The organism is Nocardia aegles, from assembly GCF_052545135.1.
Genome location: NZ_JBQWRI010000002.1, coordinates 42,144 through 66,175, shown reverse-complemented (window position 1 = coordinate 66,175; position 24,032 = coordinate 42,144). Strand labels below are relative to the sequence as shown.

Annotated in this window: 25 protein-coding genes; 15 read left to right on the top strand and 10 right to left on the bottom strand. The window is 68.7% G+C overall.

Annotation, left to right across the window (positions count from 1 at the left end; translation table 11 throughout):
• The first annotated feature begins 63 nt into the window (after positions 1-63).
• Positions 64-1,527 (top strand): MFS transporter, encoded by a 1,464-nt coding sequence (locus ACT89H_RS05585; protein WP_445107421.1) that lies wholly within the window; start codon positions 64-66, stop codon positions 1,525-1,527.
• Positions 1,528-1,782: 255 nt separating this feature from the next.
• Here ACT89H_RS05585 and ACT89H_RS05580 read toward each other — a convergent pair whose 3' ends face one another.
• The 5 genes from ACT89H_RS05580 to ACT89H_RS05560 form a co-directional block, all read right to left on the bottom strand.
• Positions 1,783-2,106 (bottom strand): ribbon-helix-helix domain-containing protein, encoded by a 324-nt coding sequence (locus ACT89H_RS05580; protein ID WP_445107420.1) that lies wholly within the window; start codon positions 2,104-2,106, stop codon positions 1,783-1,785.
• Positions 2,099-2,377: a hypothetical protein gene (locus ACT89H_RS05575; RefSeq protein ID WP_445107419.1), complete on the bottom strand. Its 279-nt coding sequence runs from the start codon at positions 2,375-2,377 to the stop codon at positions 2,099-2,101. Before ACT89H_RS05575 ends, ACT89H_RS05580 begins: the two co-directional genes overlap by 8 nt.
• Positions 2,378-2,411: 34 nt before the next feature.
• Positions 2,412-4,088: a DUF4153 domain-containing protein gene (locus ACT89H_RS05570; RefSeq protein ID WP_445107418.1), complete on the bottom strand. Its 1,677-nt coding sequence runs from the start codon at positions 4,086-4,088 to the stop codon at positions 2,412-2,414.
• 73 nt (positions 4,089-4,161) lie between these two features.
• A complete protein-coding gene (locus ACT89H_RS05565; RefSeq protein WP_445107417.1) occupies positions 4,162-5,220 on the bottom strand; it encodes a HAMP domain-containing sensor histidine kinase in 1,059 nt (352 codons plus the stop codon).
• 32 nt (positions 5,221-5,252) lie between these two features.
• The gene (locus ACT89H_RS05560) at positions 5,253-5,948 is read right to left on the bottom strand and encodes a response regulator (protein WP_445107416.1); all 696 of its coding nucleotides are present in this window, start codon (positions 5,946-5,948) and stop codon (positions 5,253-5,255) included.
• Positions 5,949-6,144: 196 nt separating this feature from the next.
• On the opposite strand from ACT89H_RS05560, the gene ACT89H_RS05555 reads away from it, so the two are divergent.
• Entirely contained in the window at positions 6,145-6,849 is a 705-nt protein-coding gene (locus ACT89H_RS05555; RefSeq protein ID WP_445107415.1) for an endonuclease/exonuclease/phosphatase family protein, read from the top strand.
• 46 nt (positions 6,850-6,895) lie between these two features.
• Here ACT89H_RS05555 and ACT89H_RS05550 read toward each other — a convergent pair whose 3' ends face one another.
• Positions 6,896-7,201 carry a hypothetical protein gene (locus ACT89H_RS05550; RefSeq protein WP_445108233.1) on the bottom strand — a complete coding sequence of 102 codons (306 nt, stop codon included), beginning with the start codon at positions 7,199-7,201 and terminating at the stop codon, positions 6,896-6,898.
• 106 nt (positions 7,202-7,307) lie between these two features.
• Between ACT89H_RS05550 and ACT89H_RS05545 the strand changes: the two genes are divergently transcribed.
• From ACT89H_RS05545 to ACT89H_RS05520, 6 genes are all read left to right on the top strand, one after another.
• Complete coding sequence (locus tag ACT89H_RS05545) at positions 7,308-7,520, top strand: hypothetical protein (RefSeq protein ID WP_445107414.1); 213 nt, start codon at positions 7,308-7,310, stop codon at positions 7,518-7,520.
• Positions 7,521-7,706: 186 nt separating this feature from the next.
• On the top strand, positions 7,707-8,219 hold the full coding sequence (locus ACT89H_RS05540; protein ID WP_445107413.1) for a Dps family protein: 513 nt from the start codon (positions 7,707-7,709) through the stop codon (positions 8,217-8,219).
• Between the two features lie 254 nt (positions 8,220-8,473).
• Positions 8,474-9,541 (top strand): sensor histidine kinase, encoded by a 1,068-nt coding sequence (locus ACT89H_RS05535; protein ID WP_445107412.1) that lies wholly within the window; start codon positions 8,474-8,476, stop codon positions 9,539-9,541.
• On the top strand, positions 9,538-10,218 hold the full coding sequence (locus ACT89H_RS05530) for a response regulator (RefSeq protein ID WP_445107411.1): 681 nt from the start codon (positions 9,538-9,540) through the stop codon (positions 10,216-10,218). Before ACT89H_RS05535 ends, ACT89H_RS05530 begins: the two co-directional genes overlap by 4 nt.
• Before the next feature lie 153 nt (positions 10,219-10,371).
• Positions 10,372-11,451, top strand: coding sequence for an NAD(P)-dependent alcohol dehydrogenase (locus tag ACT89H_RS05525; RefSeq protein ID WP_445107410.1), 1,080 nt, complete (start codon positions 10,372-10,374; stop codon positions 11,449-11,451).
• Positions 11,452-11,799: 348 nt separating this feature from the next.
• Positions 11,800-12,210 carry a hypothetical protein gene (locus ACT89H_RS05520; RefSeq protein WP_445107409.1) on the top strand — a complete coding sequence of 137 codons (411 nt, stop codon included), beginning with the start codon at positions 11,800-11,802 and terminating at the stop codon, positions 12,208-12,210.
• On the opposite strand, the gene ACT89H_RS05515 is transcribed toward ACT89H_RS05520, so the two are convergent.
• Positions 12,130-12,945, bottom strand: coding sequence for a class I SAM-dependent methyltransferase (locus ACT89H_RS05515; protein ID WP_445107408.1), 816 nt, complete (start codon positions 12,943-12,945; stop codon positions 12,130-12,132). The two genes, ACT89H_RS05520 and ACT89H_RS05515, sit on opposite strands and share 81 nt — an antisense overlap.
• A gap of 155 nt (positions 12,946-13,100) precedes the next feature.
• On the opposite strand from ACT89H_RS05515, the gene ACT89H_RS05510 reads away from it, so the two are divergent.
• Positions 13,101-13,454, top strand: coding sequence for a YrdB family protein (locus ACT89H_RS05510; RefSeq protein ID WP_445107407.1), 354 nt, complete (start codon positions 13,101-13,103; stop codon positions 13,452-13,454).
• 219 nt (positions 13,455-13,673) lie between these two features.
• A complete protein-coding gene (gene helR / locus ACT89H_RS05505) occupies positions 13,674-15,875 on the top strand; it encodes an RNA polymerase recycling motor ATPase HelR (protein ID WP_445107406.1) in 2,202 nt (733 codons plus the stop codon).
• 109 nt (positions 15,876-15,984) lie between these two features.
• On the opposite strand, the gene ACT89H_RS05500 is transcribed toward helR, so the two are convergent.
• Genes ACT89H_RS05500 through pcaH form a run of 3 tightly spaced genes read right to left on the bottom strand, consistent with a single transcriptional unit; the run spans position 15,985 to position 18,544 of the window.
• Positions 15,985-17,208 carry a lyase family protein gene (locus ACT89H_RS05500; protein ID WP_445107405.1) on the bottom strand — a complete coding sequence of 408 codons (1,224 nt, stop codon included), beginning with the start codon at positions 17,206-17,208 and terminating at the stop codon, positions 15,985-15,987.
• A complete protein-coding gene (gene pcaG, locus ACT89H_RS05495) occupies positions 17,205-17,759 on the bottom strand; it encodes a protocatechuate 3,4-dioxygenase subunit alpha (RefSeq protein ID WP_445107404.1) in 555 nt (184 codons plus the stop codon). The genes ACT89H_RS05500 and pcaG overlap by 4 nt, the downstream gene beginning before the upstream one ends.
• The gene (gene pcaH, locus ACT89H_RS05490; protein WP_445107403.1) at positions 17,756-18,544 is read right to left on the bottom strand and encodes a protocatechuate 3,4-dioxygenase subunit beta; all 789 of its coding nucleotides are present in this window, start codon (positions 18,542-18,544) and stop codon (positions 17,756-17,758) included. Before pcaH ends, pcaG begins: the two co-directional genes overlap by 4 nt.
• A gap of 70 nt (positions 18,545-18,614) precedes the next feature.
• Between pcaH and ACT89H_RS05485 the strand changes: the two genes are divergently transcribed.
• The 5 genes from ACT89H_RS05485 (at position 18,615) to ACT89H_RS05465 (ending at position 23,921) form a co-directional block, all read left to right on the top strand.
• Positions 18,615-19,415, top strand: a complete 801-nt coding sequence (locus ACT89H_RS05485) for an IclR family transcriptional regulator (protein ID WP_445107402.1) — start codon at positions 18,615-18,617, stop codon at positions 19,413-19,415.
• Positions 19,416-19,483: 68 nt separating this feature from the next.
• On the top strand, positions 19,484-20,671 hold the full coding sequence (locus ACT89H_RS05480) for a 4-hydroxybenzoate 3-monooxygenase (protein WP_445107401.1): 1,188 nt from the start codon (positions 19,484-19,486) through the stop codon (positions 20,669-20,671).
• 41 nt (positions 20,672-20,712) lie between these two features.
• Positions 20,713-21,870, top strand: a complete 1,158-nt coding sequence (gene pcaDC / locus ACT89H_RS05475) for a bifunctional 3-oxoadipate enol-lactonase/4-carboxymuconolactone decarboxylase PcaDC (RefSeq protein ID WP_445108232.1) — start codon at positions 20,713-20,715, stop codon at positions 21,868-21,870.
• A 346-nt stretch (positions 21,871-22,216) separates the two neighbouring features.
• The gene (locus ACT89H_RS05470) at positions 22,217-22,738 is read left to right on the top strand and encodes a hypothetical protein (protein ID WP_445107400.1); all 522 of its coding nucleotides are present in this window, start codon (positions 22,217-22,219) and stop codon (positions 22,736-22,738) included.
• A 13-nt stretch (positions 22,739-22,751) separates the two neighbouring features.
• On the top strand, positions 22,752-23,921 hold the full coding sequence (locus tag ACT89H_RS05465) for a zinc-dependent alcohol dehydrogenase (RefSeq protein ID WP_445107399.1): 1,170 nt from the start codon (positions 22,752-22,754) through the stop codon (positions 23,919-23,921).
• The last annotated feature ends 111 nt before the right edge of the window (positions 23,922-24,032 follow it).

Here is a 24,032-nt window from a genome sequence, read left to right as displayed (position 1 = left end):
GCCACGAGCAATCGTTACAGATGATGACTTCTGTAACAACTCATGCACTATTGGAGGAAGCCCGTGCGGAGAAGCAACGCATCAGCACAGACATCACGGTGGTCGGCACTCGCCGTACTCTGTGCCGGGCAGTTGATGGTCATTCTCGACGGGACCATCGTGAACGTGGCGCTGCCGTCCATACAGCAGGACCTCGGGTTCTCCCCGTCGGGCCTGGCCTGGGTGATCAACGCCTACCTGGTCCCGTTCGGTGGTCTGCTGCTGCTGTCCGGACGGCTCGGCGACCTCGTCGGGCGCAAGCGCGTCTTCATCACGGGCCTGAGCATCTTCACGACCGCCTCGCTGTTGTGCGGTGTGTCCCAGGACCCGGCGATGCTGCTCGCTTCCCGGTTCGTCCAAGGCATCGGCGGCGCGGTGACCTCCGCTGTCACCCTCGGCATGGTCGTGACCCTGTTCCCCCAGCCGAACGAGCGGGCCAAGGCCATCGGCGTCTACAGTTTCGTCCAGTCCGCCGGCGGCTCGATGGGTCTGCTCGCCGGGGGCGTTCTGACGCAGGCCATCAGCTGGCACTGGATCTTCTTCGTCAACATTCCGATCGGCATCGTGGCCGCGCTGTCGGCCGGGCGCATGCTCGCGTCCGAGCACGGTGCCGGACTGGAGAAGGGGACCGACGTCATCGGCGCGGTCCTGGTCACATCCGGCCTGATGCTCAGCGTCTACACGATCGTCGAGACCACCAGCTACGGATGGACTTCCGCACACACGCTGAGCTTCGGCGCGGCGGCACTCGCCCTGCTCCTGGCATTCGTCGCCCGTCAGGCGCAGGTGAACCACCCGCTTCTGTCGCTGCGTGTGTTCCGCTCGCGCAACATCTCAGCGGCGATGGGCATCCAGGCTCTCATGGTGGCCGGGATGTTCAGCTTCCAGTTCCTGTGTGTGCTCTACCTGCAGAAGGTGCTCGGCTTCGATGAGATAGACACCGGTCTCGGCATCGTCCCGGTCTCGGTCGCGATCGGCGTGTTGTCCCTCGGCATCTCGCCCGAGCTGATCGCACGCTTCGGTCCCCGCGCCGTGCTCCTGCCAGGACTCTCGCTCATCACGGCAGGTCTCGCCGTGCTCGGCCGCGTGCCTGCCGATGGGAGCTACACCGTGGACGTCCTGCCCGCGCTGCTGCCGCTGGGCATCGGCTTCGGCCTCTCGATGCCGTCGCTGGCGACGCTCGCGATGTCTGCGGCCACGCCCCACGACTCGGGGATCGCCTCCGGCATGTTCAACACCATGCAGCAGGTCGGCAGCGCCTTCGGCCTCGCGGTCCTCAGCACGCTCGCCACCTCCCATACAGATGCCCTGCTGGGCGCGGGAGCAAGCACAGCCTGCGCTCTCACGGCTGGCTACCAGCTTGCCTTCCGTATCGGCTCGGGCCTCGTCATCATCGCTCTCCTCCTCGCCGCCATGCTGCTGCGATCCCCCGCTACCGCCCAAAGTCCAGCGGCCGAGAAGAAGCCGGTCGCCGACCCGACCTCGTGACCCGAAGCATTACCGCGAAGATCGCCGAACGGGGCGAACGAATCCCCGATCCAAGCCGACGGACGGTGGGTCGTGGAACGCACGACTCGTGGAACAACGTCGGCAAGCTCCGCCGATGCACTGATGCCGCCGGGTCTGCGTCGAGTTCTTCATCGCACTGTCCACCGCGATCATCACCATCCGTAGCCTCATCCGCCGAGCGTGAAACCTCTATCGCCGGCCCGACCCGTATCCGGTGACCTACTGGCGGACCCGCTAAGCCGACTGACGCAAGGGGTGCAGGGCGGCCAGCGCTCGCAGGGCGTCGGCGCGCGAAATGGGCTGGTCGTTGTCCAAGGCGGCCAGTTCCAGTTCCATCCAGTCGCGGATGAGCGCGGACATGGTCACGTTGCGCTGCTCGGCGGCCTTCTTGACCCGCTGGTGCAACTCCAATGGGATGCGCAGCGAGGTGGTGACGGTGACCGTGTCCTCGGCGCGCAGCGGCGGGGGCAACTCGGCCGGGTCGACCGGCGCCTCGCTGTATTCCAGACCGGAGAGGAAGTCCCGGACGTCCTGCGGGTTGGTCGGATAGTCAGTCATCGGTGTACTCCCAACGCTCGAGTTCGGCCACCTGGGCCTCGGTCATCTCGACCGCGCCCAGAATGTCCCACTGCCAGCCTTCGGTGCGGCGGACAGCGACGATGAGCGGCCGGCCCGCCTCGGTCCGGCCCCACACCGTCAGGACCGCGAGCTCGTTCCGGCCGCGCGCCTGCCGAGGCCATCGGCGGGCGCCCATGAGCACCTGCAGCACTTCACGCGGGTCGATTCCCACCAGCGACAACAGCGCCCACTCGGGCCAGTTATAACCCACGATCAGCGATAATACAAGTGTATTGCAGGAAAGCTCAGCGCGCTCTCACTCGGGACAAATTCCAGCTCTGCCACGTGTCCTCGCCGAGATCGGCCCGCAGCCGGGCGCGCACCTCGGCGCGCAACGGCTCCGGGAGCCGTTCGACCGCGGGCAGGATATCCGGCGAGAGCGTGACCAGGTATTCGGTGTCCAGCGCTTTGCCCCGCTGCCAGCGATCGATGTTCTCCTCGGCGATCAGCCGCTCCGGATCCGACACGGCCAGCGCCAGCAGCGTCGCCATGGCGGTGCCGACCACAGCCCGCGGCAGCCACGCCCGCCGCAGCCGCAGCACCGCGGCCAGGACCAGGACATAGACCAGACCGAGCCACAGTTCGCAGGCTTCCACCAGCAGGCGCAGTACCGTGAAACCGTAGGCCTGCTGGTAGGTCCACATCCGGCCGAGCGCAGAGGCGACGATCACCAGCGCGAGCACGCTCACCGCCGTCAGCAGCCCGCGCAGCCACCACCGGTCCGCGGGCGTGTCCTGAGCCGCCCAGCGCAACACGACCGCGAGCACCGCGAGAGTCAAGACGGTGACGGCCGACAGCTGCCAGAACCCGGTGCGCGCGTACTCGGCGTAGGTCAGGCCGGAGGTCTTCCGCACGTGGTCGTCGCCGCCGAAGAGTACGACGAATTGGGTCGCGACGAACGCCGCGAACAGGATCGCGAGCGCACTCACCGGCAGTGCCCATTCCGAACGGCGCAAGGTTCGCCGACCCGTGCGGACGGTGGCAGGTGGCGGCGGGCCCGCGAGCACGAACAACGCGCCGAGCGCCCCGAGCGCGACCACCGCGAACAACACGATCCACCGCACCACCGAGGGGATGTCCAGGTCCGGCGTCACGGTCTCGAGCAGCGCGGCGAACATCGCATCGGCGCTGCCGAGCAACGGAACGAACACCGCGAGCAGCGCGACGGTCACGGCCACCGACAACCCGAGCCGCCGAGCCCGTGGCGTGTGCGCCCCGCGCACCCCGGCGGTACCGGCATACACCCACGGCACGGCGGCAACCGCCTCCAGCCCGACCGCCAGAGTGTCGTAGAGGATGCCGTTCGCCGAGCGTCGTCCGACGACCGCCAGCGAACCGGCGACACCTGCCGCGACCACACACAAGGCGAACAGCCAGCCCGCGGCGCGGACGGCACCTACCGCGAGCAGGGCAAGTGCGAGCGCCGCCCACCATATACGTCCCGCGCACCGCGCTCGACGCGCGTAACTCGGTGTCGCCGTGTCTGTTTCGGTCTTCTTTTCCGGCTTTGCGAGGGCTTCGGTCGTGCTCCCTGCGGCCCTTCGGGCGTTCCGGTCGACGAGGAAGACCGCCGTCGCGGCGATTCCGGCGGCGAGGACCCAGCCGATGCCGGGCCGGTCCCAGTGGATGAGGATCGCCGCTGCCAGACCGGAGACGAGCGCGGCGGGCACCACGCCCGGAGGACAGGCCACCCGCCGCCACTTCGGTGGCCGCCACCAGACGGTGGGCCCGCCGAGGGAAGGCGGCACCGAACCGCTGTCCGGTGTGCCGGGTGTGGCGCGGACCGCTGTCCATCCCTCCGATCCGGCGGCGGGCTCGCCGGTGGCAGCGCTGAGATCCGGTGCGGAGGAAGCAGATTCGGCGCTCGGAGCAGCCGAGGCCGCAGAGTCGGCCGTCGAGGCGGATTCGGGTTCCGGCGGCATGGGTTCATCCCTTCGATAGGCGTGCGGAATCATCCCGGCACCGCCCTGCGGTCCGGGTGGGAGATGTGGCAGGTCAGCGTCCGGGCAGAACCACCCGGATACGGGAGCCCGGCTCGGCGACCGCGATAGTGCCGCCGTGCAGGTCGACCACCCAGCGGGCGATGGCCAAGCCCAGCCCGGTGCCCCCACCGGTCGTACGGCCACCTCTGGTGAACCGGTCGAAGACCTGGGCGCGTTCGGCGAGCGGGATGCCGGGGCCGTCGTCCTCGACGTCGATCACGACCTCCCCTTGCGAGGCACGCGCGGCCAGGCGGACTTCACCGCCCGCGGGGCCGTGGCGAGCGGCGTTGTCGAGCAGGTTGAGCAGCACCTGGTGCAGACGCGCACGGTCGGCGTACACGCGCGCGGCGCCGGGCAGCACATCGGTGCGAAACCGCACGCCGCGTCCGAGCGCGGCGGTCATGACTTCCGCTTCGGCGACGACGTCGGCCAGCAGCGGCGCGATCGGCAGCTCCTCGCGGTCGAGCGGAAAGGCGCCCGCTTCGATGCTGGAGAGATCGAGCAATTCGGAGACCAGCAGGGTGAGCCGTTCGGTCTGGGCGAGCGCGGTGCGCAGGGTCGCCGGGTCGGGTTGGGAGACGCCGTCGACGAGGTTCTCCAGCACCGCCTGCAAAGCGGTGATGGGCGTGCGCAATTCGTGCGAGACGTTCGCGATCAGATCGCGGCGTTGCCGGTCGGCCGCCGCGAGGTCGGCCGCCATCTGGTTGAACGCCTCGGCCAGTTGCCCGACTTCATCGCGCGAGCTCGCCCGCACCCGAAGGGTATAGTCGCCCTGGGCCATCCGTTTCGCCGCCGCGGTCATCTCCCGCAGCGGTCTGGTGATGCCGTGGGCGAGGAACTGCGAAGTGAGCAACGCGATCACCCCCGCGGTGAGCGTGGTGCGCGGGGGCAGCCAGCCGATCTTGAACCGGAAGAACCCGAACGCGACGCCGCCGGAGCACAGCATGAGGATGGCGAGCTTCAGTTTGATCGACTTCACCGGATCCAGAGGCCGGGGCAACAGCTCGGCGATCCGGTCGCTCGCCCGGCGCACCTGTCGGCGCACGGCGAAATACGCTGGCGCGCTCGACATTTCGCGCTCCACCCCGGCGCTCTCGCGGGAACTCACCGGGCCTCCAGGGCGTATCCGACGCCGCGCACGGTGCGGATCAGGTCGGCGCCGAGTTTGCGGCGCAACGCCTTGATGTGGCTGTCGACCGCGCGGGTGCCCGCCGCGTCGGACCAGTCCCAGACATCTTCGAGCAGCCGCTCCCGCGCGAGCACCGTGCGCGGGCGACGGGCCAGCCGGGTGAGCAGATCGAATTCCAGCGGCGTGAGCAGGGCCTCCACCTCCGCGCGCCAGACCCGGCGCTGGTCGACATCGATCCGGAGGTCACCGACGAGGATCGTCGCGCCCTCGTGGTCGGCCGCCCGATCCAGCCTGCGCAGCAGCGCGTGCACCCGGGCGGCGAGCACGCGCAGCGAGAACGGCTTCGTGAGATAGTCGTCCGCGCCGACCCCCAACCCGACGAGCTGGTCGGTTTCGTCGGCGCGCGCGGTGAGCATGAGCACGGGCACCGGACGACGCGCCTGAATGCGGCGACACACCTCCAGTCCGTCGAATCCCGGCAGCATGACATCGAGCACCACGAGGTCGGGGCCAACCGCCTCGGCCGCGGTGACAGCCGAGGGCCCGTCGTGCGCCAGGTCGACGGTGTATCCCTCCGCCCGCAGCCGCGCCGCGACGGATTCGGCGATGGTCATCTCGTCGTCCACCACAAGGATCCGCCGTGCGGCCCGCGCCGGTGCGCTGTGTTCCATGCCCCGAACCCTAGCCACCGGCCGTGGAGAGATCCGGCGTCGATTGTGGAGATTCCGTGTGCATCCGCGAGAGCGAGCCTGCGTTCCCGGCCGGGTCCAGGGACGCTTGTCGATGCGTTCGATTGCGGGGCCGCGCCCGCGGCCCGGACCGCAACCTGTTCCACCCGGTTCGCATACCATCGCGAAGGTGATCACGGTGGCCACTTGGAACGTCCTGCATCGCGTCCACGCCGAGAACTGGTACGAGGACGTCGCCACTCGCTGGCCGGACGAGGGGGCACGGATCGCCGAAGTCACCGCGCGGGTGGCCGAGCGCACCGAGCGGGTGATCGCGTTACAGGAGGTCAGCGGCGATCAACTGGCCAGTCTGCGAATGGCGCTGCCGGACCGCACGTTCCACGCGATGCGGTACCAGCGGCTACCGACGCCCCGGCGCCTGCCCAGCTCTCTGCTCGACGGCGGTGAGTACCTCGTGGTGCTCACCGCGGAGCCGAGCCGGGGGGTGACGGCCGAATCCTTCGCACAGGACCACGGCAAGGGTGCCCTCGTCGTCGACGTCGGCGGGGTGACGGTGATCGCCACCCACGTCACCGGCGATCGGCGGCGCGCCGACCAGCTCACCCGCCTGGCCGAACTCGCCACCGACGCCCCGGAGGACGCCGCGGTGCTGCTGGGCGACTTCAACATCGACCGCACCACCGTCGCCACCGCGCTGGGTGACCACTTCGTGGTCGCCGAACACCTCGCGGGCGGGCTGCCCACCCGCCCGCGTTCCTCGGGCACGAAGTCGCAGCACATCGACCACGTGGTGGTGCACGGCGCGACCGTCACGGCGGCGTCGGTCGACGACATCGGCGGGGTTTCCGACCATAATCTCGTCCACGCGACCGTCACGGTGTGAGGACTGCTGCTCGGTCCGCGACCATGCCCATGCGGCGCCGGACACGTCAGGTCCACAGCACGGCCACAAGGACGTTCACGATCGCCAGCACACCCGCGGCATCGGTCAGCCACGGCACCGACTTGCCTCGCTTCTCGTCCGCATGCCCGATCTCGGCGAACGCGGCCACAGCCACCGCCACGACCAGCTTCGCGCCGATCTTCACCATGTTCGGGTCCTTACCGAGCGAGTCGATCGATTCGGCCATGCCGACCAGGATCAACCCGGTGACCACCTGCAACCGCGCACCCCAGACCATGACCTCCGAGACCCGAGGCCGCCCGGCCACATACCCGCCCACCACGGCCGCCATGCCGAGCAGGTGCGCGACGACTACTACGTTGTAGATCAACTCTGACACGTTCACGCTGCAAACCTGCCATGGTTCGAGTGACGGTGCACGTCGCTACCGAAGCGGGTTGTGCGGACAGGAATCGAATTTCCCGCGCGACCTCGATCCGGTGCTGGCCCGTTTCGTCGACGGGGCGCCGCGCGCGTTCGAAGGGCCACGCGGCTTCACCCTCTACGCCGCCTACGGTCCCCACTCGCGGTACTACAAGGTGCAAGCCGAGTACACGACCGTCCGCCATGCCGCCATCCCCGGCGGAGGCGCCCCGCCCCGCGCGCGATAGCGCCCGCCGGCGGATGTACGACCGATCGACACCTGGGTCGACAGCCGGATCGCACTGCACGGTGGATACGACACGCCGTGCCCGGGGTGAGACGGGAAACACAGTGAGCCAGCCGACAGAGAAATCTGGAATGATTCCAATAAAGTCGGGGTTGGTAGTCCACGACGATCCGAAAGGAGTGCGACCATGACCACGGCACACCAGACCCAGCAGCGAACCAATCGGCGTCTCGCCGACGAGATCCGGAATTTCACCGGTTCGCCCCGGCTGGCCGCCGACCTGCAGCGTGTCCTCGTCGATCTCATCGAGCTGCACCTGCAAGGCAAGCAGGCCCACTGGAACGTCGTCGGGGCCAACTTCCGCGATCTCCATCTGCAGCTCGACGAACTCGTCGACGCGGCCAGGGAGGGCAGCGACACCATTGCCGAGCGGATGCGAGCCCTCGACGCGGTCCCCGACGGACGGTCCGACACCGTCGCCGCGACGACGAGCCTCCCCCCGTTCCCCGCGCAAGAAGTGAACTCCGCCGACGTCGTCGAGCTGATCACCACCCGGACCTACGCGGCGATCGACACCATCCGTGCGGTGCACGACGCGGTGGACGCCGAGGACCCCAGCACCAGTGATCTGCTGCACCAGATCACCGCTTCGCTGGAGAAACTGGCGTGGATGATCAAATCCGAGAACCGCGAGGTGTAGTCGCGACCCGGCCCGCCCCAGGGCGCTACCCGTGCGCGGCGGGTCCGGTCGGTCGCAGTCGCCGGAACACGTGATGCGCCGCCGATTCGCGCATCCGTGCCCGCGGCGGCATCGAAAACGGGAAGCCTGCCACCGCCGGTGCGTTCCCGCCGCCCAAGGGCGATCATTGAGGCGTGCACGACCTGCTCCGCTCGATGTGGAACGAGCCCCACGCGTCCGATCCTCCGCGGCGGTCATGGCGGGATTGGGCGCTGATGGGAACCTCCACGGCGCTCGCCATCCTCGAAGGTTCGGTCCGAGAGGGCATTTCGCACAGGTTCGTGTGGATACCGGTCGCGGTCGCGATCATGCCCACACTGTTGTGGCGCCGGAGCCGACCGCTGCTGATGATCGGCATCGCCTTCGTCGGCTCGGCCGCGGCGACGGTGCTGCTGGACGGCGATCAGTCGGGCATCACCGCGATGGGGGCGATGCTGCTGCTGCCGTACGGGTTGTACCGGTGGGGGTCCGGGCGCGACATGGTGATCGGATCGGCGATCGCCTTCCCGAGCGCCGGCGTCGCGATGCTGACCGGCCGCCTTCCCGCCGCCGATGCCGCCGGAGGGTTCATCGTGCTGTTCTCGGCCGTCGCACTGGGCTTGGCCTTCCGGTACCGGGCGCGGGCGAAAGCCCGTGAAATCGATCAGGTCAAGTTGGTCGAACGCGAACGACTGGCCCGCGATCTGCACGATACCGTCGCACATCACGTGTCGGCGATGGCGATTCGCGCCCAAGCCGGCCTGGCGACCGCGCAGTCCACGCCCGGCGCCGCCGTCGAGGCGTTGCGCCTGATCGAGACCGAGGCCGCGCGCACGCTCGCCGAGATGCGCGCCATCGTGCGAGTGCTCCGGCGAGACCAACCCGACGACGAAGAAGCCCGCTCGCCGCACCCCGGCATCACCGACTTGACACGGCTCGCCGGTCCCGCTGGTAACGGTCCGTCCGTGGAAGTGGAGATCAGTGGTGATGTCAGCGATCTGCCCACGACGGTCGGTACCGCGATCTACCGCTTGGCTCAGGAGTCGATCACCAACGCGGTGCGTCACGCCCGGCACGCCACCCGCATCGAAGTGCGTGTCACCGCCGACGACACAGCGGTACGGCTGCTCGTACGGGACGACGGCGACGGCGGTCCCGCACGCCCGGCCGGATCCCCGGGTTACGGGCTGGCCGGCATGGCGGAGCGCGCCGACCTGCTGGGCGGTACCTGCGAAGCCGGCCCGAACTCCGGCCGCGGGTGGACCGTGACGGCGGTGCTACCCCGCGCGGGCGCGGCGACATGACCGCGGGCGGGCTGCCGGCGTCGAATCTCCGGGTGGTCGTCGCCGACGACCAGGAGATAGTCCGCACCGGGCTGGTGATGATTCTCGACGCCCAACCGGGAATCGAGGTCGTCGGCGCGGCCGCGGACGGGGAGCAGGCCGTCCGGCTTGCCCGCGATCTCCGTCCGGATGTGTGCTTGTTCGATATCCGCATGCCCGGCGTCGACGGCATCGAGGCCACCCGCAGGCTCGCCGGGCCGACCGTCGATGACCCCCTCGCCGTGGTCGTCATCACCACGTTCGACCTCGACGAGTACGTCTACGCGGCGTTGCGTGCCGGCGCGCGCGGATTCCTGTTGAAAGAGGCCGGGCCCGCGATGCTAGCGCAGGCCATCCATGCCGCCGCACGCGGCGACGCGCTCATCGCCCCGAGTGTCACCGCACGTCTGCTCACCGCCTTCGCCGGCACCGGACGCGCGACATCGCCGCTTCGGCCTGCCATGGAACTCACCGACCGCGAGGAGCAGGTACTGGCCACCGTGGCCCGGGGACGAACCAACCACGAAATCGCCGCGGAGCTGCGCATCAGCCTGAGCACGGTCAAGACCCACATCGCGAGCCTCATGGCCAAGCTCGGCGCGCGCAATCGAGTGGAACTGGTCATCTGGGCGTACGAGACCGACCGGGTCGAGCGCTGACGCTGGCACCTCGGCCGAAAGTACCACGGCACCACCGGCCTATCGGCCGGCGCAGATCCAACCGCCCGTCCGATGTGCTACGTCGGCCTGTTCGCCAGGATGGCCTCATACCCACGCCGCGCGCCGCCCGGCGTGACCGTCCGAGGAGAAGCCATGTCGGCATCGACGAACGCGACCACACCCCGCGACGACCGGAACACCACAATGAAGGCGATCGTCCAACGCGGCTACGGCCTACCGGAACAGGTACTCGTTGCCGACGACATCGCCCGCCCCACTCCTGGCGACGACGACGTCCTGGTACGCATGCGAGCCACCAGCGTGAACACCCCGGACTGGCTCGCGGTGACCGGTGTTCCGTATCTCCTCCGACTGGAGTTCGGACTCCGTCGGCCCGCGTCAACGGTGCGGGGAAGTGACATCGCGGGAATCGTGGAGTCCGTGGGAAAGAACGTGACCGGCTTCCGGCCCGGCGACGAGGTCTTCGGTTCACTGTGGGACAACAGCGCGACATCGCGGGCGGGCACGTTCGCCGAATTCACGGTGGTACCGGCGTCCCAGCTGATCGCGAAACCCGCCGAGCTGTCGTTCCACGAGGCAGCGGCATCGGTCATGTCCGGAATCACGGCGCTGCTGGCGATGCGCGACGCGGGTAGAGCCGAGCCGGGCAAACACGTGCTGATCAACGGCGCGTCGGGCGGAGTCGGGACACTCGCGGTGCAGATCGCCAAGGCGCTCGGCGCTGAGGTCACCGGCGTGTGCGGCACCCGCAACATCGAGTTCGTGCAGTCGTTGGGCGCCGACCACATCATCGACTACACCCGGGAAGACTACACCCGCAGCACCCAACGCTACGACGTGATCCTCGATAACGTGTTGAACCATCCGCCCTCGGCGACAGCCCGTCTGCTGACCGCCACCGGAACACTCATTCCCAACAGCATCGGAAACGCCCGAGGGGTTTTCGGAAGCCTGCCGAGGATCGCCCGAGCGAAGGCGATGAGTTGGGGCTCGACCGATGTCCGCACCGTCACCTGCCTCCCCGACCGGGACAATCTCAACGATCTCGCCGCACTCTTGGTGTCCGGTGCGGTCAAGGTGATCATCGAAAACGCCTACCCCTTGGACGAGGCCGCCCATGCGGTCGCCCACATGCTCGGGCACCACGCCAGGGGCAAGATCGTCATCACCGATCAGCTCGACGATCGCGCGGCGTGCCGCCGGATACCATGAGCCGGTGCCCATTTCGTTCGATGCCGCGAACTTCCAGCAGGTGGACAACGAGACCTGGCGCGATCCCCGGACCGGCGACATGGTCAACATGACCTACTTCGACCTCGTCGCGGATCTGCCCGCGCCATGGGAGGATCTGCCGACCCTGCGCCGGCGGCCGGCCGAGCGAAGCGCCGAGAACGGCTGCCTGATCGAAGCTTTCGTGGTGTGGCTTGACGCGCAGCCCGCACGGCGCTGGATCGCGCGCACACCCCGTCCCGACCGCCCGGCTCAGCCGCGCGAGCACCCGCTGAGGCGGGAGGAGACCCACGCGGACGGCGGGACACCACGCCACCCCACGCCACCGGCATGGGACTCTGCATCTTCGACAACGTCGCCGCCGCCGACGCGAAAGATGTTCTCGGCGTTGGCCGCATCGCCGTCGTCGACTGGGACGTCCACCACGGCAACGGCACGCAGGAGATCTGGTACGAGGATCCGTCGGTGCCGACCATCTCGATTCCACCAGCATCTGTGTTTTTGCCGTCGTCTGCCAGGCAGCGTGCTCGGGCCAGGTTCACGCCGGCGGTGAACTGCCGTCGGAGTGGCCGTCCCTCACCAGTGGAGTCGGTCACCTACGCCAGGTGGTGGAGCCCGCTCGCGCGCACGATCGTCCAGTCCGGATCGCCGGCGCGCGGCTCATACTGTGCCCGCGTGGACCAGGTGCGGCACCGAATCCGCAGGCCGAGCGGTCGTTCCGACGCCATAGCTGTCCAGTAGCTCTGTCGCGGTACGGTCTTCGACCCGCGTGAAACCGAAAGACAGCAAGTTACTGCGGATTTCCTCCGCCGTGAAGAAACTCAGCCATGGCTCGCCCACCGCGGCGACTCGATCCGCGCGCGCCCGCCTGCCGTCGGCCGCGGCATCATGCGGCGCCGAGGAGAGCGGATACAGGTAGTCGAAGACCACCTCCGCCGCCGCGCCGTGACCGGCGAGGTAGCGCAGGGTGTCGTCGACGGATGCTCTGGTCAGGTACATGACAACGCCCAGCCAGATGAACAAGGCGTCGCGGGTGCGGTCCAGACCCGCCGCGGCGAGCCCGGCGGCCGGCGTCGACTGTTCGAAGTCGATCGGGGCGAAGGTCAGCGATGACGGGATCGCGATTCCGCTCTCGGCGAGCCTGCGCCGCTTCCATTTCTGGGTGTCGGGGTGATCGACCTCGAAGAATCGTACGTTCTCATCGGTATTCCGGTAGGCGCTGGTATCCAGCCCCGCTCCGAGGACCACTACCTGGTCCGTCCCCCGGGCGACCGCGGCCGCAACGACGTCGTCGGCGAAGCGGCTGCGCGCCGCGATGAACATGCGCCGTCGACGAGCCAGATCCTCATCGACACCTCGATCGAATTCAGTTGTGCCGATGGCGGTTTCGCCGATGATCCGCAGGGCCAACGGATCGGTGAACACCCGAGGCTCGTCGGCGACCTGATGGTCGGCCCGCGCTCGCGCTACGGCCATGGCTGTTCTACTCGGTTCCCCGACCTGCATGCGGCCACACTACCGACACGCCCGAATCATCCCCGCGCCGGACGGTGACAAGGACCGCTTGACGCATCGCCGAAATCGATGAGAGCATTGCTCTCTATAAAGAGCGGTTGTCACTGGAGGTTGTTGTGCTCGGCGTGGTCAAAGGGGCCAATCTCGGCCTGATGTTCCTGTTGGAGTTGAGCGTGCTGGGGAGCGCCGGATATTGGGGTTTCACCGTGAACACACAGTGGCCGATCAAGATTGTGGCGGGCATCGGCGCACCGCTGCTGCTGGCCGTACTGTGGGGACTGTTCGCCGCCGGCGGCGGAACGAATGCCATCTACCCGTTGCACGGCTTCGCTCGAATTCTCTTCGAAGCGGCCTGGTTCGGCGCCGGCGCTGCGGCGCTGTACGGTGCCGCGTCACTCACGCCGGCCGCGATCCTCTTCGCCTGCTATCTCATCAACGGCGTGCTGCGCCTGGCATGGAATCAGGGGTGACGCCGCATATCGACGCCTGCCCGTAGAACTCATTGCGTCGCAGAAAAGGGGCGGGGCCGGCAACTGCGCGCCCTTCCACCTTCAACCTATAGCGCACCCGGGGGCTTGCGGCAAGACCCCGGTCGTGCCGCAGAATCGCTGGCTGCGGCGCTGCTGCTCGAGGTCATCAAGCGAGGCAGCATCCGCGCGGAATCGTCGAGCCGAGAAACGGAGGGGCCTGTGTCCACTCAGGGGTACGAGGACGAATTGCGGTCCGAGCGGAGCTATGTGGCCGGGCTCTACGCACGGCTCGACGCCGAGCGCGCGCGAGCGAAGAGCGGGTACACCGCGGCCTTGCGCGGAAACGGCGGAACGCCGATGGAACGGGATGTCGAGGTCCGCACGCTGGCCAGGGAGGTGAAGCGGCTGGATGTGGCCGACAACGGGCTGTGTTTCGGGCGGTTGGACGCACTCTCGGGCGAATATTCCTACATCGGCCGGATCGGCCTGTTCGACGCGGACAACGAGTACGAACCACTGCTGCTCGACTGGCGGGCACCCGCGGCGCGCGCGTTCTACGTCGCCACCGCCGCCAGCCCGGAGAACATGCGCCGCCGCAGGCAATTCCACACCCGCGGGCGCCGAGTGGTCGATTTCACCGACGAGATCCTCGGTCGCCCCGGCGGCGGCGAGCGAGGCGACGCGGCGCTGCTGGCTGCGGTCAACGCGCCGCGCGGCGAGGGCATGCGCGACATCGTGGCTACGATCCAGGCCGAACAGGACGAGATCATCCGGCTCGACCATCCGGGCGTGCTGGTGATCGAGGGTGGCCCCGGCACCGGCAAGACCGTCGTGGCGCTGCACCGCGTCGCGTATCTGCTCTACACCCAGCGGGAGCGGATGGAACGCAACGGTGTGCTCGTGGTCGGCCCCAATCCCGCATTCCTGAACCACATCGGCCGTGTCCTACCGTCGCTGGGCGAGACGAACGTCGTGTTCGCGACCACCGGCGACCTGGTGCCCGGCCTGCACGTCACCGCCGAGGACAACCCGGAGGTCGCGCGGCGCAAAGGCTCGCTGACGATGCTGGACGTACTCGCGGCGGCAGTGGCCGATCGGCAGCGGCTGCCGGAGCATCCGCTGTCGATCGAACTGTCCGACGTCACGGTGCGAATCGACGCCGAGACGGCGGAGTGGGGCCGGGAGGAGGCGCGCGCGAGCGGGTTGCCGCACAACGCGGCTCGCGCCGTGTTCGCCGAGATCGTCACGTGGGTGCTCACCGAGCGGGCGATAGCTCGCATCGGCCGGGGCTGGCTGACCAGGCAGGACCGCGAAGCTTGGGAGAACCTGCGGTCGGACCTGCGCGCCGAGCTCGCGGACAACGACCGGTTCGCCGCCGCCCTCGACGAACTCTGGCCGGTCCTGACACCGGAGACATTGTTGGCGCAGCTGTACGAGTCACCGGAACGACTGGCAGCGGCGGGCGCCCACCCGACGCTCCTGCGGCCCGACGGCGATGCCTGGACGGTATCGGACGTGCCCCTGCTCGACGAAGTGGTCGATCTGCTCGGGCCCGACAAGCCGGCCGACCGCGCGGCCGAACGGGCACAGCGGGCCGAGGCCGAGTACGCGACAGGCGTGCTGGACATTCTCATCAGCCGTGCGGACCTGATGGACGACGAGGACCACCTGCTCGCCCAGGACATGCTCTACGGGGCGGACCTGGCGGACCGCTTCCTCGAGCGCGACACCCGGGAACTCGCCGAACGCGCTGCGGCGGACCGGGATTGGACCTACCGGCACGTCGTGGTGGACGAAGCCCAGGAACTGTCGGAAATGGACTGGCGGGTGCTGATGCGGCGCTGCCCGGGCCGCTCCTTCACTATCGTCGGCGATCTCGCCCAACGCCGGTCGGCCGCCGGAGCGACCTCGTGGTCCGCGATGCTGGAGCCGTATGTGCCCGGCCGGTGGGTCTACCGGTCGCTGACGGTGAACTACCGCACCCCGGTGGAGATCATGACCGTCGCCGCCGAGCTGCTCGCCGAGTTCGCGCCCGGCGTCCGGCCACCGGAGTCGGTTCGCGCATGCGGCGTACGGCCCTGGTCCAGGCGGGTCACCGCGGCCGGCATGAGCACGGCCATCGAGGAATTCGTCCGTGCCGAAGCCGCACGCGAAGGCACCAGCGTCGTGATCGGGCCACCGGATGTACCGGGCGTGGTGGCGGCATTGGAGACCAAGGGCCTGGAATACGACGCCGTCCTGGTGGTGGAGCCGGAACGAATCCTGGCCGGCGGCCCCCGGGGCGCCGCCGAACTCTACGTCGCCCTCACCCGCGCCACCCAACGCCTCGGCGTACTACACCTGGGCCCGCTGCCGCGGGCGCTGACCGGCCTCGCCGAGACCGGGGCTCCGGTCGGGGCCGTGGGTGATGGTATGCCGTGACAATTCTGGGCCCGCGCCGCTGTTCACCTCGAGCAGCGTAGATCAGCGGCCGGAACGCAGATCGCTGTCCCGCTCGGCCCCATCCGGCCCGCCGCGGTGCGCGCGGAGGTCAGGGCCCGGTGTCGAGTTCGGTGAGGTCCAGCAGCGCGGCGGCGCGGGTCAGCATGTCGTCGATCATCGTCTGCGTGCTGCCCAGATAGTCGTCCGTCGGCGCATCGGCACCGGTGAGCTCGGCGATCGATCTCCGTTCGGCGGTCAGAGCGCTCCAGGAGTCGGCCGCCGTGGCGGACATTCGATCGGCGTTCACCCGCAGGCCGGTCAGGAGTTCCGTAGTCTGCGAGGCCGCGACCACGGTCCGGCGAGCAAGGCTGCGCAGGGACGCCCACTCGGTATGCCAAGCGCCGTCCGACCGTTCGTCGCCCGCCAGGCTCGCCGCGAGGTGGAGCGTGGCGGCGAGCGGTGGCGCGGCGATGGCGGCGCGGCGGATGAGTACCGAGAGCACGGGATTCCGCTTGCCGGGCATCGTGGACGATCCGCCGCGGCCGGGCGCGGCCGGTTCGGCGAGTTCGGCGATCTCCGGCCGGGACAGCGTCACGACATCGGTCGCGATATGGCCCCACGCGTCGGTGCAGCGCACCAGCGCATCACCGACAGCGACCACCGCGGCGCGGGCGGTGTGCCACGGCGGCGCCGGTTCCAGGCCGAGGAGTGCGATCGCGGCCGAGACGAGTTCGGTGGCAGCGCTGGCGCCGCCCGCGAGATCGGCTATCGCGGAGCGGGTTCCGGCCGCGCCGCCCAGCTGCGCGGGCAGCTGCACCCGGTCCACGACTTCGGCGGCGTCGAGTATTCCGCCCAGCCAGCCGGAAGCCTTGAGCCCGAACGTGATCGGGACCGCGTACTGGGTGAGGGTCCGGCCCGCCATCACGGTGTGCCGGTACCGGCGGATCAGGCCGGTCAGGGCCTCGACCTGCCGGCGCAGTTCGGCACGAAGCCGCTCGACCACCGCGCGCAGGCACAGCACCAGCCCGGTGTCGACCACGTCCTGGCTGGTGAGACCGCGATGGATCCACCGCGCGGCCGCGGAGTCGGCACGTTCGCGCAGCAGCGTCACCAGCGGCAGGACAGGCGTGCCGGTGAACTCGGCGCCGCGGGCGATGCCGTCGATGTCGGCGACGCCGAGCAGGCCCGCCAGCGGCACGGTCACGGGTGCGACGCGGCGGGCAGCGAGGGCGTCCAGCCACGCCTGCTCGACCCGCACCATCGCCACCAGCCATGCCTGCTCGGTCAGCAGTTCGCCGGCGCGCTCGTCACCTGCCCAGAAGAGGTCGCTCACCGGCCCGGGAAGCGAAGGAACACGGTCTCGTTCTCGCCTTGCAAGCGGATGTCGAAGACGAATCCGCGCTCGTCACGATCGGCGACGAGAGTGCGTCGGCGTTCCGGGGCGAGCGATGCGAGAAAAGGATCCGTGGCCAGGGCCGCCGGGTCATCGGGCAGATAAGCGCGGGTGAAAAGACGGTTCAGCAGGCCGCGTGCGAAGACGGTGATCGCGAAGAACGCGGGCCTGCCCGGCTCGGTGGGACCGGGCGGCAGTGTGCTGAAGGCGTAGCGGCCGTCGCGGCCCGTGGCAGCGCGCCCGAATCCGGTGAAGGTCCAGCCATCACGCCGAATGGGACCCGGCTCCCGCACGACGACACCGTCGGGCCGGGCCTGCCAGAGCTCGACCAATGCGTCCGGGAGTCCGACGCCCGCGCCGTCGACCACTCGTCCGCCCAGGCGCACCGAGCCGGGACTGCCCGGCGGGACCAGGTCGCGATCACCGGGATAGGGCAGGCCGTAGTGGAAGAACGGGCCTACGGTCTGCCCCGGGGTCGGGGGAAGTGTCACTGGTCATCGCCTTCCTGTTCGATGTAGGTGCGCCGAGCGCCGGACAGCACGATGTCCCAGCGGTAGCCGGTAGCCCATTCGTGGGTGGTCAGGTCGTGATCGTAGGTGGCCACCAGCCGTTGCCTGGCTTTGCTGTCGGTGATGGACTGGTAAATCGGATCGAAGGGGAACAGCGGGTCGTCGGGAAAGTACATCTGGGTGACGAGCCGCTGGGTGAAATCGGTGCCGAACAGTGAGAAGTGAATGTGCGCCGGTCGCCATGCGTTGTGGTGATTGCGCCACGGGTAGGGGCCGGGCTTGATGGTCTGGAACCGGTAGTGCCCGTCGTCGTCGGTCAGGCACCGGCCCGCGCCGGTGAAGTTCGGGTCGAGGGGGGCCGGGTGCTGGTCGCGCTGGTGACGGTAGCGGCCGCTCGCATTGGCCTGCCAGATCTCCACCAACTGCCGCCGGACGGGGCGTCCTGCTCCGTCGGTGATCCGGCCGGTCACCACGATCCGCTGCCCGAGAGGTTCACCGGCATGGCCGATGGTGAGGTCGGCTTCGAGCGGATCCACGTCCCAATGGCCGAAACACGGCGCCGCCAGCTCGATCGTCTCCGGGTCGGCCGGCTGCGGGTCCTTCGTCGGATGCCGCAGCGCGCTGGAGCGGTAGGGCGGATAGTTCAGTCGCGGCTGGGTCTCCTCGACTCCCGTCTGCTGGTAATCGGTTTCGATGGCGGCGATCTCCGCATCGATGACCGACTGTGGCGACAACCGGGCCACTGCCGGGGGAAATTCGTTGCCCATGGCTCGCAGCGTATGTCCGCACTGCCCAGCCGACCACGTCCGGTCTTCTGCTCAGTGGAATACTCACCGCATGGCAGGCAACACCAGCACTCCCGGGGCAACTGTCACCGGTCGCGTGCTGTCGATCCTGTGGGCCTTCGACGAGCAGCATCCGCGGCTGACGCTGTCGGAGATCGCGCGCCGGTCCGGATTGCCGCCCGCCACCGCGCACCGCCTGGTCGGGGAGCTGACCGAGCACGGCGCGCTCATCCGGGAGCGCAGCGAGTACGTCATCGGTCGACGGCTGTGGGAGATCGGGTTGCTCGCCCCCATGCAGACCTCGCTGCGGGAAGTGGCCTCCCCGTTCCTGCACGACATCTACGCCGCGACGCGCGCCACTGTGCATCTCGCGATCCGCGACGACGACCGGGTGCTGTACCTGGAGCGGTTCTCCGGCCGCGCATCGGTGCCGGTGGTGAGCACCGTCGGCGGCACACTGCCGATGCACTCGACCGGGGTGGGGAAAGTGCTGCTGGCGTATGCGCCGGAGGACGTGCGGCGAAGGGTGCTCGGTTCGCTCACGCGGATCACTCCGTACACCATCACCCATCCGGGACGGCTGAACGAACAACTCGCGCGAGTTCGGCGCGAGGGCTTCGCGAGCACGGTCGAGGAGATGACACTGGGCGCCTGCACCGTCGCGGTTCCGGTGCGGCGTGACGACACGACGGTCGCGGCCATCGGGGTCGTAGTGCCGGATCTGCGCCGCTACCGCGGACGGCTCGTCGCCGCGCTGCAGGTCGCCGCCCAGGGTATCGGGCGGCAACTGGAGTCGGGTACGGCCGGGGCGCCCCGCCCGCCCGGACGAGTTCGACCGGAACTATTTCACTGAGCGGAAAGCACGGCTCGCCCGAAGAATGGCTCCCTCCCTAGCGTCGGCCTGGCACGAAGGGAGTGACGATGTCCGTTGCGTACAGCTCTACCCGGGTCGAGGTAGCGATCGTGGGAGGTGGCCCGGCCGGTCTGATGCTGTCGCATCTGCTGCACCTGGCCGGAATCGAGAACACCGTGATCGACAATCGATCGGTCACCGCGATCGAGAACACGCATCGCGCGGGAATTCTCGAACGCGACAGCGTGCGGCTGCTCGTCGAGTCGGGGGTGTCCGACCGGGTGCTGCGGGAGGGACATGAGCATCAAGGCATCGATCTGCGGTTCGGCGGAGCGAGCCATCGGGTCGACTTCCAGTCCGCGGTCGGCGCCTCGTGCTGGCTGTATCCGCAGACCGAGGTCTTCGTGGATCTGCACCGCGCCCGGGTCCGCGACGGCGGCGATCTGCGCTACGGCGTCACCGGCACCGAGATCCTCGACGTGCTGGACAAACCGCGTGTCCGGTGCACCGGCGCCGATGGGCAGCCACAGGAGATCGTCGCCGATCTGGTGATCGGCGCGGACGGCTCGCGCAGCGTGTGCCGCAAGCTCGTCGACGGCGCCGCCCAATACTTTCGCGAGTACCCGTTCGCCTGGTTCGGCGTGCTGGTCGAGGCGCCGCCCAGCGCACCGGAACTGATCTATACGCGCTCGGCGCAGGGATTCGCGCTCATCAGCCAGCGCACGCAGACCGTGCAGCGCATGTATTTCCAATGCGATCCGTCCGAGGATCCGTCCGCGTGGTCCGACGACCGGATCTGGGACCAATTGCAGACGCGGCTGGCGGGAGCCGACGGCTTCACCTTGCACGAAGGAGCTGTCATCGAGCGGACGGTGCTGCCGTTCCGCAGTTTCGTGCAGACCCCCATGCGGCACGGACGGCTCCTGCTGGCCGGCGACGCCGCCCATACCGTTCCACCCACCGGCGCGAAAGGTCTCAACCTGGCCTTGGCCGATGTGCGGGTACTCGCGGAATCGGTCGAGCGGGCGCTGCGCCACGGCGACGACGACGCGTTGACGACCTACACCGATCGCGCACTCGCTCGGGTGTGGAAGGCGCAGCACTTCTCGTACTGGATGACGACGCTGCTGCACCGGGACGCGAGCGCGAGCGAATTCGACGAACGACGCCAGCTCGGCGAACTGGACAGCGTCATCGGTTCCGCGGCGGGTACGGCCTACCTCGCCGAGGGCTACACCGGCTGGCCCAATTCCTAACAATCCTTCTCGGCCATCGAATCGGAGAAACTGTGCAAGCAATCGCGGTCGACTATACGGTCCACGGACCCGACAACGGCGTTCCCGTGCTGTTCAGCGGCTCGCTGGGCAGCGATCGGCGGATGTGGGAGCCGCAGATCGCCGCGCTCGCGGCGGCCGGGTACCAGACCATCGCCTACGACCATCGCGGACACGGCGGCTCGCCGACCCCCGCGGGGCCCTATACCGTCGCGGATCTCGGAGCCGATGTGCTCGCCTTGCTCGGCACGCTGGAGCTCGAATCGGTGCACTTTGTCGGCCTGTCCTTGGGCGGCGCGGTCGGGCAGTGGCTCGCGGCGCATCACCCGGCCCGGGTGCGCAGTTTGACGCTGCTGTGCACGGCCGCCGTCTTCCAGCCCGCGCAAGGGTGGATCGACCGCGCCGCCACCGTTCGCGCAGACGGGGTGGCCTCGATCGCCGGAACCGTCGTCGGCCGGTGGTTCACCCCGGAGCTCGGCGAGCGCGACCCCGACTTGGTGACCCGTCACGTAGCGGTGGTGTCGGGCACCGGCGACGAGGGTTACGCGGGATGCTGCGACGCGCTCGCCGTGTGGGACGGGCGCGCCGATCTCGCACGGATCGTCGCGCCGACCCTGGTGATCGCGGGGGCACAGGACCCGGCGACCCCACCGGAGATCATGCGGGAAATAGCCGACGGCGTAGCCGACGCCGAATTCCGGGTCGTCCCGGGCGCGCACCTGGCGAGTCTGGAGAGCGCGGGCCGGGTAACCGCGCTCATCCGCGCGCACATCCAGCGCGCCACCCCGGCGGGAGCACAGCGCGCCGCAGCCGTCGAGCAGGGCATGCGGGTGCGCCGAGAGGTCCTCGGCGACGCGCACGTCGATCGATCGATCGCCGCGATCACCGAATTCACCGCTCCCTTCCAGGATTTCATCACCCGGACCGCGTGGGGCGACATCTGGTCGCGCCCCGGCCTCGACCACCGCACCCGCCGACTGCTGACCCTGGCGATCCTCACGGCGGTCGGGAACGAGCACGAACTCGACATGCATATCCGGGCCGCGCTGCGCGCCGGGGTGCCCGCCGCCGAACTCGCCGAGGTGTTCCTGCACACCGCGATCTACGCGGGCGTCCCGAACAGTAACCGTGCCTTCGCCCTCGGTTCGCGGGCGCTCACGGAATCGTCGCCGCACGACTGACCCACCCGGTGCCGCCCGGGCCGGCGTACGGACCGCCGCCCCACCCGATTGCGCGGTCTCCTGGTGGTCCCCGCCGCCTACGATCCGGCCTGGCGGGAATCGCGCTTCGCCGCGCGACCGACGGCCGAGAGCGGCCGATCGAGATGATCGGTGCAGGTGCGGGTGTGGGCTGATGTCATCGGAATCGGCGGGAAACGGTTTGGCGTTTGCGGCGGCGGGTAGACGCTGCGAGACCGCATAGGACATGCGTAACTGTGCGGCCCGAGTTCGTGTCCCGACCGCAGGGCACGGCGGCTTCTCGTGTGTGCCGGGTGGCTTGCGACCACGGAGAGCGAGAGGAGGTCCCATGCACTACATCGATGACACCAAACACCTGCTCAGCGATCTCGTGGGGCGGGTGATCGAGTCGGCGAGCAGATACTCGAGCAGCCAAACCGTGACCATCGCCCGGCCCCGCGCCGAGGTCGAGCAGTTCTGGCGCGACCCGGCGAAACTGTCGCAGGTGCTGGGCGATGTCGCCGACGTCAGATCGACCGCACCGTCGACCTACGAGTGGACGCTGCACGCGGGCACCGACGGTCGCCCGACCTGGAAGACCGTGCTGCGCGAGGAGGAAGGGCACTTCCGGTTCGTCGGCGCCGCCGACCAGAACACCACTTCCGGCGAAGCGCTCGAGATCGAGCTCAGCTTCCGCGAAGCTCCGCGAGACCTCGGTACCGAAGTGACGATGCGGGCGCGGACCCCGCTGCCCGATCTGCTGACCGGCGCGGGCATGTTCACCGCCCTCTACCGTGCCCGTGCGCTGCTGCAGACCGGCGAAGTGCCCACCCTGGCCCACAATCCGAGCGCGCGCTCTTCCGCTCGGTGAACAGGAGGAGACCATGCATGCGCTCTGCTGGAACGGCGTCGACGACCTCGCTGTGGAAACCGTGCCCGACCCGGTCCTGGTCAATCCGCACGATGTCATCGTCCAGGTCCGACTGACCACCACCTGCGGGTCCGATCTGCATTTCATCGACGGATATCTGCCCGGAATGCGGGAAGGTGACGTCTTCGGACACGAATTCATGGGCGAGGTCGTCGAAACCGGAGCCGAAGTCACCTCGACCTCGGTGGGTGATCGTGTCGTGGTGCCGTCCTTCATCGGGTGCGCATCGTGCTGGTACTGCGACCACGAACTGTATTCCCTCTGCGACACCACCAATCCGAACAGCGCACTGCAACAACCGGTTCTCGGCTATCCGACCGGCGGAATCTACGGTTACACCCATCCCTTCGGTGGTTATCAGGGCTCCCATGCGCAATATGTCCGGGTCCCCTTCGGCGATACCAATTGTTTCCGGATACCGGAAGGCATCACCGACGAACAGGCATTGTTCCTCTCCGATGCCGTGCCGACGGGTTTGATGGGCGCCGAATTCTGTGACATCCATCCCGGTGACAGCGTCGCGGTGTGGGGCAGCGGCGCTGTCGGGTTGATGGCCGGGCACACCGCTCGTCTGCTCGACGCGGGCGAGGTTTTCGTCATCGACCGACTTCCCGAGCGCCTGCGGATGGCGAAGGAGCAGTTCGGCGCCGAGACGATCGACTACACCGCCGTCGACAGCGTGCACGAGATCCTGCGCGAGCGCACCGGTGGCCGCGGGCCGGACGCCTGTATCGAGGCCGTCGGAATGGAGGGACACGGCAGCGGACTCCAGCAATTCTACGATCGAGCCAAACAGCTGCTACGGCTCGAATCAGATCGCGCCACACCGCTGCGCGAAGCAATTCTCGCGTGCCGGAAAGGTGGCATCGTCTCGGTGCTCGGCATATACGGTCTCACCGACAAATTCCCCATGGGCGTCGTGACGAACAAAGGCCTCACCATCCGCACCGCACAGCAATATGGCCAGCGCTTCGTTCCCCGTATGTTCGACTACATCCAGCAGGGCGATCTCGACCCCTCCTACCTGATCACCCACGACATGCCGCTCGACGACGCCGTGTACGGCTACGACATCTTCAAGAACAAAAAGGAAGGCTGTATCCGATCCGTTTTCCGGCCGTGATCCCGCGTTTCCGGGAACCGATCGAACCCGGTGCGGCCTTCCGCTTTCCCGAGCCCGGCTCGCCCGGTTCCCGCATGGTCGGTGGAGCGGGGCACTCTGGTCGGCCGACAC